The sequence below is a fragment of the Rossellomorea aquimaris TF-12 genome, assembly GCF_001648555.1.
GTDB lineage: Bacteria > Bacillota > Bacilli > Bacillales > Bacillaceae_B > Rossellomorea > Rossellomorea aquimaris.
This window is the reverse complement of sequence record NZ_LQXM01000029.1, coordinates 667,232-685,046: the sequence shown is the minus strand read 5'-3', so window position 1 is coordinate 685,046 and position 17,815 is coordinate 667,232. Positions and strand designations below refer to the sequence as shown.

Annotated in this window: 19 protein-coding genes and 1 other annotated feature (1 of these 20 only partly in view); all 19 genes read left to right on the top strand. The window is 36.1% G+C overall.

The window, feature by feature from the left end; genetic code table 11:
• A complete protein-coding gene (mraY, locus tag IQI_RS16935; RefSeq protein WP_064093797.1) occupies window positions 1-975 on the top strand; it encodes a phospho-N-acetylmuramoyl-pentapeptide-transferase in 975 nt (324 codons plus the stop codon).
• A complete protein-coding gene (murD, locus tag IQI_RS16930; protein ID WP_064093796.1) occupies window positions 976-2,325 on the top strand; it encodes a UDP-N-acetylmuramoyl-L-alanine--D-glutamate ligase in 1,350 nt (449 codons plus the stop codon).
• Between the two features lie 113 nt (window positions 2,326-2,438).
• The gene (gene spoVE / locus IQI_RS16925; protein WP_064093795.1) at window positions 2,439-3,539 is read left to right on the top strand and encodes a stage V sporulation protein E; all 1,101 of its coding nucleotides are present in this window, start codon (window positions 2,439-2,441) and stop codon (window positions 3,537-3,539) included.
• Between the two features lie 773 nt (window positions 3,540-4,312).
• On the top strand, window positions 4,313-5,098 hold the full coding sequence (locus IQI_RS16920) for a cell division protein FtsQ/DivIB (RefSeq protein ID WP_064093794.1): 786 nt from the start codon (window positions 4,313-4,315) through the stop codon (window positions 5,096-5,098).
• Complete coding sequence (locus IQI_RS16915) at window positions 5,082-5,780, top strand: DUF881 domain-containing protein (RefSeq protein WP_231893454.1); 699 nt, start codon at window positions 5,082-5,084, stop codon at window positions 5,778-5,780. Before IQI_RS16920 ends, IQI_RS16915 begins: the two co-directional genes overlap by 17 nt.
• 93 nt (window positions 5,781-5,873) lie before the next feature.
• Complete coding sequence (locus tag IQI_RS16910; RefSeq protein WP_064093792.1) at window positions 5,874-6,602, top strand: DUF881 domain-containing protein; 729 nt, start codon at window positions 5,874-5,876, stop codon at window positions 6,600-6,602.
• Between the two features lies 1 nt (window position 6,603).
• Window positions 6,604-6,966 carry a small basic family protein gene (locus tag IQI_RS16905; RefSeq protein WP_064093791.1) on the top strand — a complete coding sequence of 121 codons (363 nt, stop codon included), beginning with the start codon at window positions 6,604-6,606 and terminating at the stop codon, window positions 6,964-6,966.
• A gap of 114 nt (window positions 6,967-7,080) precedes the next feature.
• Entirely contained in the window at window positions 7,081-8,379 is a 1,299-nt protein-coding gene (gene ftsA, locus IQI_RS16900) for a cell division protein FtsA (RefSeq protein ID WP_064093790.1), read from the top strand.
• 38 nt (window positions 8,380-8,417) lie between these two features.
• Window positions 8,418-9,572: a cell division protein FtsZ gene (gene ftsZ, locus IQI_RS16895; RefSeq protein WP_064093789.1), complete on the top strand. Its 1,155-nt coding sequence runs from the start codon at window positions 8,418-8,420 to the stop codon at window positions 9,570-9,572.
• 376 nt (window positions 9,573-9,948) lie between these two features.
• Entirely contained in the window at window positions 9,949-10,875 is a 927-nt protein-coding gene (spoIIGA, locus tag IQI_RS16890; RefSeq protein WP_064093788.1) for a sigma-E processing peptidase SpoIIGA, read from the top strand.
• 54 nt (window positions 10,876-10,929) lie between these two features.
• Window positions 10,930-11,649 (top strand): RNA polymerase sporulation sigma factor SigE, encoded by a 720-nt coding sequence (gene sigE, locus IQI_RS16885; protein WP_064093787.1) that lies wholly within the window; start codon window positions 10,930-10,932, stop codon window positions 11,647-11,649.
• A 298-nt stretch (window positions 11,650-11,947) separates the two neighbouring features.
• The gene (gene sigG / locus IQI_RS16880; RefSeq protein ID WP_064093786.1) at window positions 11,948-12,724 is read left to right on the top strand and encodes an RNA polymerase sporulation sigma factor SigG; all 777 of its coding nucleotides are present in this window, start codon (window positions 11,948-11,950) and stop codon (window positions 12,722-12,724) included.
• 199 nt (window positions 12,725-12,923) lie between these two features.
• Window positions 12,924-13,208 carry a YlmC/YmxH family sporulation protein gene (locus IQI_RS16875; protein WP_064093785.1) on the top strand — a complete coding sequence of 95 codons (285 nt, stop codon included), beginning with the start codon at window positions 12,924-12,926 and terminating at the stop codon, window positions 13,206-13,208.
• A 57-nt stretch (window positions 13,209-13,265) separates the two neighbouring features.
• Window positions 13,266-14,099, top strand: coding sequence for a peptidoglycan editing factor PgeF (pgeF, locus tag IQI_RS16870; RefSeq protein WP_064093784.1), 834 nt, complete (start codon window positions 13,266-13,268; stop codon window positions 14,097-14,099).
• The gene (locus IQI_RS16865) at window positions 14,089-14,763 is read left to right on the top strand and encodes a YggS family pyridoxal phosphate-dependent enzyme (RefSeq protein WP_064093783.1); all 675 of its coding nucleotides are present in this window, start codon (window positions 14,089-14,091) and stop codon (window positions 14,761-14,763) included. Before pgeF ends, IQI_RS16865 begins: the two co-directional genes overlap by 11 nt.
• Before the next feature lie 16 nt (window positions 14,764-14,779).
• Window positions 14,780-15,226: a cell division protein SepF gene (locus IQI_RS16860; protein WP_064093782.1), complete on the top strand. Its 447-nt coding sequence runs from the start codon at window positions 14,780-14,782 to the stop codon at window positions 15,224-15,226.
• Between the two features lie 8 nt (window positions 15,227-15,234).
• Window positions 15,235-15,498, top strand: coding sequence for a YggT family protein (locus tag IQI_RS16855; RefSeq protein WP_064093781.1), 264 nt, complete (start codon window positions 15,235-15,237; stop codon window positions 15,496-15,498).
• A gap of 685 nt (window positions 15,499-16,183) precedes the next feature.
• On the top strand, window positions 16,184-16,954 hold the full coding sequence (locus IQI_RS16850; RefSeq protein ID WP_064093780.1) for a YlmH family RNA-binding protein: 771 nt from the start codon (window positions 16,184-16,186) through the stop codon (window positions 16,952-16,954).
• Between the two features lie 89 nt (window positions 16,955-17,043).
• Window positions 17,044-17,559, top strand: a complete 516-nt coding sequence (locus tag IQI_RS16845; RefSeq protein WP_064093779.1) for a DivIVA domain-containing protein — start codon at window positions 17,044-17,046, stop codon at window positions 17,557-17,559.
• A gap of 50 nt (window positions 17,560-17,609) precedes the next feature.
• Window positions 17,610-17,815 (top strand) — a binding site (T-box leader) (it continues 38 nt past the right edge of the window).

The following is a 17,815-nucleotide window of genomic DNA, read 5'->3' as shown; positions in this document are numbered from 1 at the left end:
ATGATGGAGCAAGTAATATTTTTTACAATCATAATGGCATTTTTAATTACCGTTATTCTTTCACCAATCTTTATTCCCTTCCTGAGAAGATTAAAATTCGGTCAAAGTATCCGAGATGAAGGGCCGGAATCTCACCAGAAAAAAACCGGAACCCCTACTATGGGTGGGATTCTATTCCTTTTATCTATTGTGATTACAACATTAGTAATGACCGGGAAATATTCAGAACCTGGACCAGAAACGTATTTAATGCTTCTTGTCACAGTAGGATTTGGTTTACTAGGCTTCTTAGATGACTTCATCAAAGTTGTAATGAAGAGAAACTTAGGATTAACATCAAAGCAAAAATTAGTAGGACAAATCGTGATTTCAGTCATTTTTTATTTAATTTTTAAACAAAATGATTTTCCGACGACTGTATCTATTCCGTTAACAGATTTATCAGTTGATTTAGGCGTGTTTTACGTATTATTTATCATTTTCTGGCTGGTTGGATTCTCCAATGCTGTAAATTTAACAGATGGCTTAGATGGATTGGTCTCAGGAACCGCAGCCATTGCTTTTGGTGCATTAGCAGTCCTTGCATGGAATCAGTCTCAATATGATGTAGCGATCTTCGGTGTTGCCGTTGTGGGGGCAGTCCTAGGATTTTTAGTTTTTAATGCACACCCTGCAAAAGTGTTTATGGGTGACACAGGTTCACTTGCCTTAGGAGGAGCCATTGCTACGATCGCCATCCTGACAAAACTAGAAATAATATTAATTCTTATTGGTGGGGTTTTTGTTATTGAAACCTTGTCTGTCATTCTTCAAGTAGCATCATTTAAAACGACCGGAAAACGAATCTTTAAAATGAGCCCCTTGCATCACCATTATGAGCTAGTGGGATGGTCTGAGTGGAGAGTAGTAGTGACGTTTTGGACGGTTGGTTTACTTTTTGCTGTTCTAGGAATCTATATAGAGGTGTGGTTATAATTGAAAAAAATTACGAAGTTTAAACATAAAAAGGTACTTGTATTGGGTCTGGCAAAAAGTGGGGTTAGTGCAGCCTCTCTTCTACATAAATTAGAAGCATTTGTGACGGTAAATGATCAAAAGCCTCTTGAGGAAAATCCTGAAGCACAAGGTCTATTGCAGGAAGGTATAAAAGTAATATGCGGCAGTCATCCTATTGAATTGCTTGATGAAGGATTTCAATATATTGTTAAAAATCCAGGGATCCCCTATCATAATCCACTTATTAAAAAAGCGATCGAAAAAGGAATCCCTGTTCTAACAGAGGTGGAATTAGCTTATTTGATTTCTGAGGCTGAAATGATTGGTATTACAGGTACAAATGGTAAAACCACGACAACAACGCTTTTGTTTGAAATATTAAAGCAGGCTAATCAAAACCCTCTTATTGCAGGAAACATTGGGACAGTGGCTTCCGAAGTTGCTCAGCAAGCCCAAAAAGACGATAAAATGGTAGTGGAACTATCATCATTTCAATTAATGGGTATTGAGGAATTCGCTCCTCATATTGCTATTATCACAAATCTGTATGATGCTCACTTAGATTATCACGGTAATATTAATGAGTATTGGAAGGCTAAGGCAAATATCACTAAAAATCAATCTCAAGATGATTATTTAATCATCAACGCCGACCAGGATCATTTACGTGAGACAGTTTCCTTTTCTAATGCTCAAATTATTCCTTTTTCTACGACGAGAGAGGTTGATGGAGGGGCATATATAAGGAATGGAGCAATTTATTTTAAAGATGAAAAAGTTATTGAGCTTGAGTCAGTTGTACTTCCGGGAGCTCACAATCTGGAAAATATTCTATGTGCTATCGCAGCGTCAAAAATTTATGGTGTATCAAATGAAAATATATTAAGTGTGCTAAGTACTTTTGCAGGTGTAAAACATAGAACTCAGTATGTACGAGAAGTAAACAGCAGAAAATTTTATAATGATTCAAAGGCAACGAATATATTGGCAACGAAAAGTGCTCTAAATGCTTTTGAAGCACCAACGATATTACTCGCTGGTGGGTTAGATCGTGGAAATGATTTTGACGACCTTATCCCTCATATGAAAAATGTGAAGGTATTAGTAACCTTTGGGGAAACAGCAGAGAAATTAAGGAACACGGGCAAAAAGGCAGGGATACAAACGGTCATTACTGTCGATAATGTTGAAAAGGCAGTGCCTGTTGCATATGAACATTCTGAAAAGGGTGATGTTGTGTTGCTTTCTCCTGCTTGTGCAAGCTGGGATCAATATCGAACTTTTGAAGAACGTGGTGACATTTTTATTAAAGCCGTGCATATGCTTTAATAAGGGCTTGTCTATGAAGAGCAACCAATACTTCACAACCAGTAAGGCAATCCAGGAAAGGTAGTAGAATTTGCTCGAAACGGCTCAAATAAGTCTATTCGAGGTGTTTAAGATTGCCTTTTAAAAAATCGACTCCCGATTTTATACTAATTGTTGCCACTCTTACATTGCTTGCCATTGGGCTGATTATGGTATACAGTGCAAGTGCTGTCTGGGCTGATTACAAATTTGAGGATTCCTTTTTCTTTGCTAAAAGACAAATGCTTTTTGCAGGTGTTGGATTGTTTGCTATGTTTTTTATAATGAATGTTGAGTACTGGACTTGGAGAAATTGGGCGAAAATCATTACAATCATATGCTTTGTATTACTCGTTCTTGTGTTAATTCCCGGAATCGGTGTGTTGAGAAATGGTTCCCGGAGCTGGATTGGAGTAGGAGCCTTTTCAATCCAGCCTTCTGAATTTATGAAGCTGGCTATGATTGCTTTTCTTGCGAAGTATTTATCAGAAAAACAAAAGTACATAACCTCCTTTAGAAAAGGGGTATTACCTGCTCTATTATTGGTGTTTACTGCATTTGGAATGATTATGCTGCAACCTGATTTAGGGACTGGAACAGTAATGGTTGGTACTTGTTTGGTTATGATTTTTATATCAGGAGCAAGAATCATGCATTTTGTAGGGCTTGGAATGATTGGATTGGCAGGATTTATCGGTTTAATTCTATCAGCCCCTTATCGGATTAAAAGGATAACTTCTTTTTTAGACCCTTGGGCAGACCCCTTAAATAGCGGATTTCAAATTATTCAGTCTCTCTATGCAATAGGTCCTGGTGGACTGTTTGGTTTAGGTTTGGGACAAAGCAGACAAAAGTTCTTTTACCTCCCGGAACCTCAAAATGATTTTATTTTTGCTATTTTAGCTGAAGAATTGGGATTCATTGGGGGTACGTTTGTCCTTCTTCTATTTTCAATCGTATTATGGAGGGGGATTCGAATATCTTTAGGTGCTCCTGATTTATTTGGTAGTTTTTTAGCAGTTGGAATTGTTTCAATGATTGCCATTCAGGTTATGATCAATGTAGGTGTGGTAACTGGCCTTATGCCAGTTACCGGGATTACACTTCCATTTTTAAGTTATGGAGGTTCATCATTAACATTAATGTTAATGGCTGTTGGAGTATTACTAAATATTAGTCGATATACAAGAAATTGATGTGGAATTAAAACAGGTTGGCTCATGGTGTGGAAGAGTTTATTCACTTTCTAAAGTTTAAGGGCTTTAGGTGTAAATAAGACTCTTCCAAGATCAAAGGGTCAATCTTTTTTTGCTTTCTGAGAAAAACTCTTACCGTAAAGAATGAATTTTAGAGAAAAAAATAGTAGTTGATAGCAGGGAGAAGACGCTCGCTTTCCGTGGGCCTGCCGAGATCCCCCGGAAGCGAAGCTGTTTCCCTCACCATCTAAAGCGATTCAAAAAAGGTTACGAATAGATTCCTTTTTAAATTTTCCTGCGATTTTCTTTAAATAACGATAGGATAATATTAGGTGAGATGTTACAATAAATTACATATTAGCAATTTTTATTAGTAAAGAACAGTTTTCAAATATTAGGAGAGTTTATTACTATTAGTAACCAATCGTTTTACAATTCAATTACATGCTATCTTTCTTATTCTAAAGTTGTTTAAATAGATGGTAAGAGTGTAATAAATAGGTTGTATTCTTCTGATGTACATAATAATTGGTAAAGTACCGATTACAAGAAAACTTTTCCTAAAAGCAAGCATTCATAAATAGTTTGAAAATCGTTCTTATCTAGAATGTATGACACGACAACGAATAAAGAATTTACAGTGAAAAATACGTTCTGATTCTCTTTTAACACTATTAGTAATCTTGGTGAAAAGGGACCTTTCATTATATAACGTGATAAGTATTTTCTTATTCATGTTTTGTTGAATTTAAAGTGAAATTGAGGAGAACGAAATGAAAAAAGAAAATGTCGTATCCATTGAAGACCGGATTCCTAAATTGAAACAGCACCGAAAAAAGAAAGCAAATCGCCGATTGCTGTTTTTACTTTCGATGTTCTTACTTATGATTTTATCTGTTGTCTATTTTCAATCTCCATTAAGTCATGTTAAGAATGTTGTTATAACAGGAAACCAACTCGTATCAGATCAAATCGTCCAAGAGAAAAGTGGAATTGATAAAGGGATGAATGTCTGGAGTGTGAGTAGTGATAAGACAGTAGAACAATTAAAGAAGCTTCCTGAGATTAAGGATGCAAATGTGAAATTGTCATTTCCTAATTCATATAGTATTTCCGTTGAAGAATTTGATAAAAAAGCATATCTTTCTAAAGGTAATAAGTTTTTTGTGATCTTAGAAAATGGAAATGTTTTGAATAAAGGAACGGAATCAATACCGGTAGATGCTCCATTATTAAGAGGTTTCAAGGAAGATAAAGTCCTTGTGAAGATAGTGGATGAGTTAGGTAAACTACCAAAAGAGGTTCAGCATCTTATTTCTGAAGTAAATTTAACACCTAAGAAAACGGATCAATATCATTTAACACTGTTTATGAACGATGGTTTTGAAGTAAGTGCTACTATCAGAACTTTTTCTGAGAAAATGGTGCATTACCCTTCAATTGTCAGTCAATTGGACCCGTCTAAAAAAGGTGTGATTGATTTAGAGGTTGGTTCGTTTTTTAGGGCATACGAAACGGAAGGTGAAGAAAGCAATGAAGGGGATGAAAGTGAGAGGTAAACATGTTATTCTCTCCCTCGTTTGTTTAGTATTAGGCTTCATCCTTGCTTTTTCATATAGTCTTGCTAATGCGGGTCAATCTGAACTTGGGAATAGGACGAATGGTCAATGGAAACAAGAGGAAGCATTAAGAGACCAAATTCTAAAACAGCAAAAAACGAACAATAATCTCCAAGAAAAGCTCTATGCTAAACAAGAAGAAGTAGTAAATCTAGAGGCAGAGTTTTCAAAAGAAAAACAAATTTATTTTAATTTGGCTGAAGACGCAGAAAAATATCGTATGTATTTAGGGAAAACCAAAGTAACAGGGCCAGGAGTGACTGTTACATTAGAGGACTCAAACTATGACCCTAAAGAGGAAAACGCAAATAATTATATTGTTCATGAGCATCATGTTTTCAAAGTAATAAATGAATTGTATATTGCCGGAGCATCCGCAGTAGCAATTAATGGTCAAAGGTTAAAGCATGATTCGTTTGTATTATGCTATGGTCCTGTTATTCTAATTGACGATATTGAATACCCTGCTCCATTCAAGATTACAGCCATAGGAGATCCTGAAGTACTAAGCTCTGCCATGAATATTACTGGTGGAGTTAAGGATCAGCTTGTAAATGAAAACATTAAATTCTCAATGGAAAAAAAGAATGATATTGTTTTAGAACCTGTAATAGGTGAGTGATAAAGTGTTAAATCCACTTTAATGTATTATATGGAGTGAATTTGGTACCATTATTAAGAATGTTGAAGAGATTTGAAAGTAAGGTGACACGGAATGGACAACAAACTTAAGGTGAGCTTTACAATCATTACCATGATTATTGGGTTCATGATTGCTATCCAATTCCAAACAGTCAAGGAACCTGTTGTCCGTGATACTAGAGATATTTGGGAATTAAGAGAAGCATTATTGAAAGAAAAAGAGATGGGTTCAAACCTGTATTCAGAAATTCATTCTGTTGAGAAGAAATTAGAACAATATAAAACAGAAAAGCAATCAAGTCCTGAACAGGCATTAAAACAAACCTTAGAAGAATTAAAATCAGAAGTAGGATTAACTGAAAAAAAAGGAACAGGCCTTATCTTAACAGTCGAACCAGCGATGGAAGACATTCTGCTCGGAGAGAAGGTTCAAAGTGTTTCACCAGAACTATTAGAGAGGTTAGTTAATGAATTGAATCGATATGAGGCAACGGATATATCCATAGATGGCCATCGTTTAATAAATACCTCTGTTATCCGTGATATTAATGGGGAAACGAAGGTAGATGGTTATTCTATTAATAAAATACCGTTTGAAGTAAGAGTTCTAACCAAAGATTTAAAAACGGCTAAGAACTTAAATAATCGAATGCAGGTATCCCAGTCTGTGGAAGACTTTTTTATTGATAATCTCAGAGTGTCTATATCGAAGCCTCTTGAAGAGATAGTTCTTCCTGGGTATGAAGATACAATCCGTGTCCGTCTAATGGAACCGGTAAAAGAAAGAGGAGGGAACGGATGATATGTGGCTCCCCGTATTAGGGTTGCTAGTAGGGGTTGTTTTGGGGCTTCTTACTGATATTAGGATTCCAGATGAGTATTCGAATTATTTATCGATAGCGGTTCTTGCTGCGTTAGATACACTATTTGGTGGAATTCGTGCTCACCTTCAAAATATTTATGATGATAAGGTGTTTGTATCTGGATTCTTTTTTAATATTTTACTGGCAGCAAGTTTAGCTTTTCTAGGTGTTCATCTTGGTGTAGACTTATATTTGGCCGCTGTTTTTGCTTTTGGGGTTAGATTATTCCAAAACATTGCAGTCATTAGACGTATATTAATTAGTAATTGGACAAGTAATCAAGAAAAAAGAGAAAAAAATTAGAATTTTAAAAGGGAATCGTTTTTGTTACGACGAATATCATAATAAGATATACTTAGAATAGTATTTTCTAAGATTGTTGTTCCAACAAACATTCTTTTAAGGAGGTGCCATAGAGTGAACAGCAATGAAATTTACGTAAGCCTTGACATCGGTACATCCACAGTGAAAGTAATCATTGGTGAAATGACAAATGATTCCTTAAACATTATCGGTGTAGGGAATGTGAGTTCAGAAGGAATCAGAAAAGGTTCCATCGTAGATATAGACGAAACTGTTCAAACAATTAAAAAGGCAGTAGAGCAAGCAGAACGGATGGTTGGTTTATCTATAAGCCATGTCATTGTAGGAATTACAGGCAACCATGTATCACTTCAGGCTTGTCATGGAGTGGTAGCTGTATCAAGTGATAATCGGGAAATTGGCGACGAAGATGTTTTAAGAGTAATGGATGCAGCACAAGTTGTTTCCATTCCACCTGAAAGAGAAATTATTAATGTAATCCCAAAACAATTTATTGTAGATGGGTTGGATGAAATTACTGACCCACGCGGGATGATTGGTGTTCGTTTAGAGATGGAAGGTACGATAATTACTGGCTCTAAGACGATTTTACATAATACTTTGCGTTGTGTAGAAAAAGCTGGACTTGAAATTGTTGATATTGTTCTTCAACCTCTTGCAGCTGGTTCAGTTGCACTTTCTAAAGACGAGAAGAATTTAGGTGCCGCTCTCATTGATATAGGTGGCGGTTCTACAACAATTGCAGTTTTTGAACAAGGTCACTTAAAGGCTACTACTGTTCTTCCTGTTGGTGGAGAACACATTACGAAAGATTTATCTATCGGATTGAGAACATCAACTGAAGATGCAGAAAAAATCAAAACAAAATATGGACATGCTTTTTATGATCATGCATCTGAAGATGAAGTGTTTAGTGTTCCAATTATTGGCAGTGATCAACATCAACAATTTAATCAATTAGAAATTTCTGATATCATAGAAGCAAGACTAGAAGAGATTTTAGATCTTATTAGTCATGAATTAAAAAGAATGGGTATCAGAGACCTGCCAGGTGGGTACGTATTAACTGGTGGTGTAGCAAATTTACCAGGTGTGTTAGAATTAGCACAAATCATATTCCAAAATCGTGTTAGAGTTGCGATTCCAGATTATATTGGTGTGAGAGAACCACAGTATACAACAGCAGTAGGATTGATTAAATACGCTCAGAAGAATGCTAGATTACAAGGAAGAAATGTAAGTGCAGCTCCAGTACCTGTTGAGGCTACTGAAAAAAGACAATCGAAGCAAGTTAATAAAAAACCAAAACCTGCAAAGGTTCAAGATGAAACAAATGAAGATGAAAAGGCGATGTCAAAAGTGAAAAAGTTCTTTGGATATTTCTTTGAATAGAATAAATCCATTGATTCGACGAGTTAGGAGGATTTGTCATGTTGGAGTTTGATACAAATTTAGATTCATTAGCGACAATTAAAGTTATTGGTGTCGGTGGTGGCGGAAATAACGCTGTAAACCGTATGATTGAGCATGGTGTACAAGGTGTTGAATTTATCGCTGTTAATACAGATGCACAAGCATTAAACCTTTCAAAAGCTGAAATCAAAATGCAAATCGGTGGGAAATTAACCCGAGGATTAGGAGCAGGTGCAAATCCGGAAGTGGGTAAGAAGGCTGCCGAAGAGAGCAAAGAACAGATTGAAGAAGCTCTAAGAGGAGCGGACATGGTCTTTGTTACAGCAGGAATGGGTGGAGGCACTGGAACTGGTGCAGCGCCCGTTATCGCTCAAATCGCGCGTGAAATAGGAGCGTTAACAGTAGGTGTTGTAACGCGCCCATTTACTTTCGAAGGAAGAAAACGTTCAAACCAAGCTAGCGGTGGTATTGCAGCAATGAAAGAAGGAGTAGACACTCTTATTGTCATTCCAAACGATCGACTTCTAGAAATTGTTGATAAAAGCACTCCAATGCTTGAAGCGTTCCGTGAAGCAGATAACGTATTGCGTCAAGGTGTACAAGGTATATCTGACTTAATCGCAGTTCCTGGACTGATTAACCTTGATTTTGCAGATGTTAAGACTATCATGTCAAATAAAGGTTCTGCTCTTATGGGTATCGGTGCGGCTTCTGGTGAAAATCGTGCTTCAGAAGCTGCCAAAAAGGCCATTTCCAGTCCATTACTTGAAACATCTATAGATGGTGCTCAAGGTGTGTTAATGAACATTACAGGTGGAACAAACCTGAGTCTTTATGAAGTTCAAGAAGCAGCGGATATTGTAGCCTCAGCATCTGACCAGGAAGTGAATATGATTTTTGGATCTGTCATTAACGAAGATTTAAAGGATGATATTGTCGTAACAGTTATTGCGACTGGCTTTAATGAAGAAGTGCTTCAAGCACCTAAACAGACTCGTCCTACGTTTGGTGGTATGAATCCAACTCCAAACCCTAATCAAGCTGTTAAACGTGAACAACCGAAGCGTGAAGAAACTCAGCAACAGGAGCCTGTACGCTCTTCTTCACACCAAGGTGCAGAAGAAACATTAGATATTCCAACTTTCCTACGCAATCGTAATCGCCGTAGATAATATGTAACACTAAGGCAACAAGCATAATAAGAAGAGCTATCCGTAAAGGCGTATTGCATTGGCCATTTTGGATAGCTTTTCTTATGACCTAACAGCTTCATTTCGCAAAGATTTTCTTTTTGAAATGTGCAGATGAAAATAGAATTATATATTTCACCATAAAAAAAAGACCTCATCTTCAGAGGTCTTTTTTTTATGGTGAAATAAGTTGTTAATAATTGCGACATTTTTCGTTGATATCTACTAAAAGTTTTTCCGTAATGGATACAAAAAGTGACAACGTTTTAGTGGGTATGTACGATATACTTCACCTAAGTAATTGTTAAGAGTTTTAAATTGATCTGAACTAGATGAAGTTTAACAAGGAGGGTAGCGATTGACCTTATATTTAGATGTCATCTGGTTGTTGAATCTGTTAGTAGACTTTATTCTTCTATGGTTTACAGGAATTATTTTGAAAAGGCCACTAGTCTATTGGAGAATTGGCATCGGAAGCTTAATAGGGTCAATTATTATTCTTCTTGCCTTTTCACCATATTCACCTATAACAGGAAATCCGCTTGTAAAGCTATTATTTTCGATTGTCATGGTTTTCGCTACATTTGGTTTTAAGAGATTGCGATATTTCTTAACGAATTTGCTCATGTTTTATTTTGTCACTTTTTTAACAGGTGGTATTTTAATTGGAACTCATTATTTTTTGCAATTTGATCCAAGTGCAAAATCTTCTGTATTATTAGCAAGTATTAAAGGGTTTGGTGATCCAATAAGCTGGACATTTGTCATGCTCGTACTTCCAATTGCCTGGTATTTTTCTAAGGGGCGTATTGAAAGCATTGAACACGTTAAAATTCAGTATGATCAACTTGTTGACGTCACAATTCAAATTAATAATTTTCAAGTGAATATCAAAGGTTTAGTTGATAGTGGGAATCAGCTTCAAGATCCAATTTCAAAATCCCCTGTCATGATTGTATCTCTTTCTGAGGTTTTAGGTGACATTCCGGAAGAGGTTCATACACTTTGCGGTGAAATTGATGATTTTTTCACTAATCAAAATAGTATTGACTCCTCCTGGTCTGATCGTATACGGATCATTCCTGCTCAGTCAGTGGGAAGGAGTAGTCAGCTCCTGGCAGCCATCAAACCTGATTTACTTAAAGTGAAAGATACAGATACAGAATGGGTGGTATCAAATGGTTTGGTAGTCTTTAGATCCGATGCTCTATCGGCTGATGGGAATTTTCAAGGAATTGTTCATCCAAAAATGATTTCTCAAAAGCCAATACAATATGTGTCGTAAAATCAATCTATAATACTATACTCACAAATTAAAGAAATAGAAGGGGGAGCAACATTGAAAAAATTTAAATTTAAATTTCTATATTATTGGTATAAACTTTTAATAAAACTTGGACTTAAATCAGATGAAATTTATTACATAGGTGGTAGTGAAGCACTTCCCCCTCCTTTATCGAAAGAAGAGGAACAAATCCTCTTAAATAAACTGCCTAAAGGTGATAAAACAGCACGTTCTTTATTAATTGAACGTAATTTAAGGTTAGTAGTATACATCGCAAGGAAATTTGAAAATACAGGAATTAATATTGAAGATTTAATTAGCATCGGTACTATTGGACTTATTAAAGCTGTTAATACGTTTAATCCTGAGAAAAAAATAAAATTAGCTACTTATGCTTCAAGGTGTATTGAAAACGAGATTCTCATGTATCTCAGACGAAATAATAAAATTCGTTCTGAGGTTTCCTTTGATGAACCTTTAAACATAGATTGGGATGGAAATGAATTGCTGCTATCAGACGTCCTTGGCACAGACGAGGATATTATAACTAAGGACCTTGAAGCCACAGTGGATAAAAAACTATTGTTTAATGCTCTCCATCAATTATCGGATAGAGAAAAGCAAATAATGGAACTTCGATTTGGTTTGATGGGTGAGGAGGAAAAAACACAAAAAGATGTAGCAGATATGCTGGGCATTTCCCAATCCTATATCTCAAGACTCGAAAAGAGAATTATTAAACGGTTAAAAAAGGAATTTAATAAAATGGTTTAACCATTTAGAGCTGATCTCTCTTAATTGAGGATCAGTTTTTTTATTCTCTATTACCATTGTACAGAGGTAGGAAAGGTGTGAATAGGGAATCTCACTACCACAATCTTTCACTACGCGCTTTTTCAAAGGCCATAGATAACGAAAAACAGCATCTTCAAAAAAAAAATTATAGAATTTTCCCAGATGGATAAAGGGTTTTCATGAATTTATAAAATAAGGTACTAGATCGAAATGCATATTTTTCCTCTCCAAGGAAATACTGAATTTTGTACAGCAGCTCCTACAAGGAGGGGAAAGAATGACACGTAATAAAGTCGAGATTTGTGGTGTAGATACTTCCAAATTACCTGTCTTAAAAAATGATGAAATGAGAGTACTCTTCAAACAAATGCAAGCGGGCGACATTACAGCAAGAGAAAAACTTGTGAATGGAAATTTGCGCCTCGTCTTAAGTGTAATTCAACGCTTTAATAATCGTGGTGAGTTTGTTGATGATTTATTTCAAGTAGGTTGTATCGGGTTGATGAAATCCATTGATAATTTTGACTTAGGTCAAAATGTTCGATTCTCTACATATGCGGTTCCTATGATCATTGGAGAAATACGCCGATATCTTAGAGATAATAACCCTATACGCGTTTCTCGTTCATTACGGGACATTGCTTACAAAGCTTTACAAGTTAGAGAAAAATTAATGGGTGAAACATCAAAAGAACCAACAGCAGAAGAAATTGCAAAAGTTTTAGATGTTCCTCATGAAGAAATTGTTTTTGCCTTAGATGCAATTCAAGATCCTGTATCCTTATTTGAACCAATTTATAATGATGGTGGAGATCCTATTTTTGTAATGGATCAACTGAGTGATGAGAAAAATCGTGATTTTCACTGGATTGAAGAAATCGCATTACAAGAAGGCATGAGGCGTTTAAATGATAGGGAAAAACTTATTATCAGTAAAAGGTTTTTTCAAGGTAAAACACAAATGGAAGTGGCTGACGAAATAGGTATATCACAGGCTCAAGTGTCCCGTCTAGAAAAAGCAGCAATAAAACAAATGAATAAAAACATTCAATAGTAAAGTAGGTTCACCGCCATGGGTGGATAATGCCGATCCTATGATTTATTTGAATGGTGAAACAAAATTTTTAATCTAAAGAAAGGCAGTTCCTAATCCAAGGTCTGCCTTTCTTTTTGTTGCATACAATAATAATAACTTTAATAGTAATGTTTAGTGAAAAAGATAAATATATAGCATTTAGAAAAGAGGGAAAGCGATGGTACGTATTTCTGAATTTCAAATCAAAGATGTAGTAAGTATTTCTGATGGTCGGAAATTAGGAAACATTGGAGATATTGAAATTAATCTTGATACGGGAAGAATTGATGCAATCGTTATAGGCGGAGGAGGAAAGATACTTGGTTTTTTTGGTAGAGATGAAGACATCGTTATACCGTGGAGTAATATTGTGAAAATAGGGGAAGACGTGATTTTGGTAAGGTACAAGGAAACCCACTACAATCAAGGACAGCTACAAGAGCCAAAACAGCCATCATCATAAATGACGACCGTTCGGTTTCTATGGTACACTAAATGAAAACTTAAAGGAGATTCCTACGTGTCGAACGAACCATTTTTAAAAGAAACAGAATCTTATTATTCATTAAAACAATGGACGGGTAACTTTCCTGGGTTGGTAGCCGGTATTACAACCAGGCTAGAGGGTGTGAGTAAGGCACCATTTCAATCCTTAAATATGGGTCTGCATGTGGGAGACTCAGCTCTTTCTGTGATTCGAAACCGTGAAAAAGTAGCATCTTCTCTAAATTTCCCTCTTTCTTCTTGGGTGGGATGTGAACAAACTCATGGAAATCAAATTCGTGTTGTGAATATAGATCATAAAGGCTTGGGAGCTACTTCGTATGATTCAAGTATGAATGATACGGATGGATTAATTACCATAGAGAAGAACCTTTTGTTAACAATGTGTTATGCAGACTGTGTTCCTCTCTACTTCATTGATAAAGTTACCGGATTGATTGCAGTAGCCCATGCTGGATGGAAAGGTACAGTATTAGAAATCGGGCCAAAAATGTTAAAAAAATTCTTAGATTATGGATCCTCAATTTCTAATCTAGAAGTCGTTATTGGCCCATCCATTTGTAAAAAATGTTATATTGTAGATAATCGAGTCATAGATAAAGTGAAAAAAATACTAGAAGATGAAATCAACTTGCCCTATAATTTAGTAGAAGAGGGGCAATATAATTTGGATTTAAAGAAAGTTAATGAGCTTCTATTATTAAAAAGTGGTTTGAACTCTATCCAAATCCATACTTCTAATTATTGTTCACTATGCTCCGAGGAATTTTTCTCATTTAGAGGAGACGGAGGAACAACAGGAAGAATGATGAGTTTTATTGGTTGGAAGGAGCCTTCTTATGAAAGTTAGTGAAAATTTAGAACGGGTCCAAAAAAACATCGATGCTGCATGTAAGCGGAGTGGGAGAAAGTCTGAAGAAGTAAATGTTGTGGCTGTTACGAAATATGTAACTACTGAAAGAGCAAGTGAAGCTTTTGAAGCTGGTTTAACTCATTTTGGTGAAAACCGTGATGAAGGATTGCTCAATAAGTGGGAAGTACTAAAAGATCGTCCTAATTGGCATTTTATCGGTACTCTTCAATCGAAGAAGGTTAAAAATATTATTGATAAAGTGTCATACATACATTCATTGGACAGGCTGTCTTTAGCCAAAGAGATACATAAGAGATCAGACAAGCCTGTATCCTGCTTTGTGCAAGTAAATGTTTCCGGTGAAGAATCAAAACATGGATTGTCTCCCAATGAATTAAAAGACTTCATCATACAGCTTAAAGAGTATCCCAATATTAAAGTCATAGGATTAATGACCATGGCTCCTCATACAGAAGATGAGGTTTTCCTTCGAAAATGTTTTCGGAAATTGAAAAGATTACAAGAGGAAATGAGCCAATTGAATTTTCCTCATGCTCCATGTACAGAGCTCTCAATGGGGATGAGTAATGATTACATGCTTGCAATCGAAGAAGGTGCTACCTTTATTCGTATTGGAACTGCATTAGTTGGAAATGACTGAGAGGAGATGAATGTAAGTGGGGATCAAATCTAAACTTAAAACGTTCTTTTTGCTTGACGAAGAAGAGTATGATTATGAAGATGAAAAGTTCGATGAAGAATACGAGGAGAAAAAGTCCATGAAATCACAATCCTTGGCTCAATCAAAGCAAAATGTAGTGAGTCTTCAAAGTGTACAGAAATCCTCTAAGATGATTCTGGTAGAGCCCCGGGTTTACGCAGAAGCTCAAGAAATTGCAGATCACTTAAAGAATCGCCGGTCTGTTCTTGTAAACCTACAACGCATTCAACATGATCAAGCAAAACGTATTGTGGATTTTTTAAGCGGTACTGTTTATGCAATAGGAGGAGATATTCAACGAGTTGGGAACAACATTTTCTTATGTACGCCTGATAACGTTGAGGTAAGTGGAAATATCTCTGAGTTCCTTAAAGAAGAAGATATATCGGATTCGAGGTGGTAATGTAAATTATGGGTCTTATTTATGATGTATTATCTACTCTCATACAGCTTTATTCTTGGGCATTAATTATCTATATTTTAATGTCTTGGTTTCCAAACGCAAAAGAATCGTCCATCGGACAATTTCTAACTCGTATTTGTGAGCCTTATTTAGAGCCGTTTAGACGTATCGTTCCTCCACTTGGAATGATTGATATTTCACCAATAGTCGCTTTTATCGTTTTGAATTTAGCTCAAGCCGGCTTAGCTCAACTGTTCCGTTGGTTAATTTAAATTGAATCGATCAGAAAATTATTAAAAAGAGCTGAAACATTTTTTAACGTTTCAGTTCTTTTGTTTTTAAAGCTCTTTTCGCACAGGATATCTGCAAGGCTCTGTCAACCAGTTTATACTGAATGTTGAGGAATACTGCTTCGCTTCAAGGTCTCAGCACGCAGGTTTTTCCTCAGAATTCTACGCAGCCCCCTCACAATATAGAATTTACGTGACATGGCTTAATTGCGACAAACAACAATTTTAAGAAAAGGCTTTTTTCTTACATGTTAATATCAACCGCTGAACACTTTAATAAAAGCTGTTATTTTACGCGTATAGGTCCTTATATTATCTATTTTAGAAACTCTCGCTTCGTAAGTTGATTGGAACGTAAGGTGCTCGACTCCTGCGTGAATAGCGGGAAGGCATGAAAAGCGGTGGGGATTTGTTCAGGGGCGACAAGCATAAGGCGATTCTGTTAGAAAGGGGATTTTTTCCTCTTTGCCACAATTGACTTATTACCTCTAGCCCTTAAGCCCTGGAGCTAGACAGTGAGACCCCATAGGGCTTAGCCCAAGGAGGCTCAGGCTCAGTTCATGCCCCGTGGAAAGCGAGCACTTCTCGTTGCAATCAACCTCTACTCCCTTACAGCAACAAAGTTTACGACAAGAGCCATTTTTAAAAATGTATAGGAGGTGGTTAGATGACATCTATTTATCAACATTTTAGGACAGAGGAAAAAGAGTTTGTTGACAGTGTTTTAGAATGGAAAAGTCAGGTCGAGAGCCAATATGCATCTAAACGTACTGATTTTTTAGACCCTAGGCAGCAGTACATAGTGAAGTCAATTGTTGGTCAAAATGAGGATATTCAAGTGATGTTTTATCCTGAAACTGCTGAAAGAAAGAGAGCTTTGTTATATCCACCTTACTATCATCCTGAGGAAGAAGATTTTGGTATTCTTTTATTTGAGATGGAGTATCCAAGTAAGTTTGTTACAATAGAGCATAGACAGGTTTTAGGAACACTGATGTCATTAGGATTAAAACGAGATAAATATGGAGATATCTTAACCCATAATGGTTCTATTCAGTTGATTCTTGCAGAAGAAATCTCTGACTATGTTTCTATGCAATTCACTGAGGTTGGAAAAACAAAGGTTTCTCTTATACCAAAGCCAATAGCTGATATGGTGCAAACAAATGAACAGTGGCAAGATAAAATAACAACTGTAAGCTCACTGCGATTAGATGTCATACTTTCAGCAATCTATTCCATTTCTCGACAGAAAGCCCAAGCTTTAATAAAAGCTAGCCTGGTAAAGGTTAATTGGAGAATCGTCGAAAATGCTTCTTTTGTGGTGGAAGAGTATGATGTTATCTCTTCAAGAGGGTACGGAAGAAGCAAGCTTTTATCCATTGAAGGGAAAACAAAGAAAGAAAAATGGCGAATTTCTGTAGGGGTTTTGAAATAATTTAAGAAAAATAAAGGAATTTCCACACATACTGTCGAAATATTAGTTATAATGATAATGTAATTCACCAAGTACTGGAGGTGGCTCCCATGCCTTTAACGCCATTAGACATACATAATAAGGAATTTAGTCGTGGCTTTCGTGGTTATGATGAGGATGAAGTCAATGAATTTTTAGATCAAATTATTAAAGATTATGAAATTCTTATCCGTGAGAAGAAAGAAACGGAAGAACGTTTAAATTCGATGAATGAGCGACTAGGTCATTTTACGAATATTGAAGAAACGTTAAACAAGTCAATTGTCATAGCTCAAGAAGCTGGGGAAGAAGTAAAAAGAAACGCAATGAAAGAGTCAAAGCTGATAATAAGAGAAGCAGAAAAAAATGCTGATCGAATCGTAAATGAATCATTGTCCAAGGCTCGAAAAATTGCCATTGAAATTGAAGAGCTTAAAAAGCAATCAAAAGTATTTAGAACACGTTTTAAAATGTTAATTGAGGCTCAGCTTGATTTACTGGATACAAACGATTGGGATCAATTAATGGAATTTGATCTTGATGCAACAGATTTAAAAACATTAAAAGAAGAAGAAACATTATCTTGACGAAAACAGCCGTTTTTTCATATAATTGAACAACAATCTTAATTGCCATACTGAAGGCTAAGACAGGGACAGTACGTTTCTTATATCATTTCCTTTTTAAGCGAGTCGAGGACGGTGAAAGCTCGACAAGGAACAAGAATCGGAATATCACCCTCGAGCACTAATCATGAAATTCTCTTTAGAAGAGTAATGAATAGCGTTTCATTCACGTTACGAATCGGAACGAGTGAAGATAAAGATTTACCTTTGTCTTTAT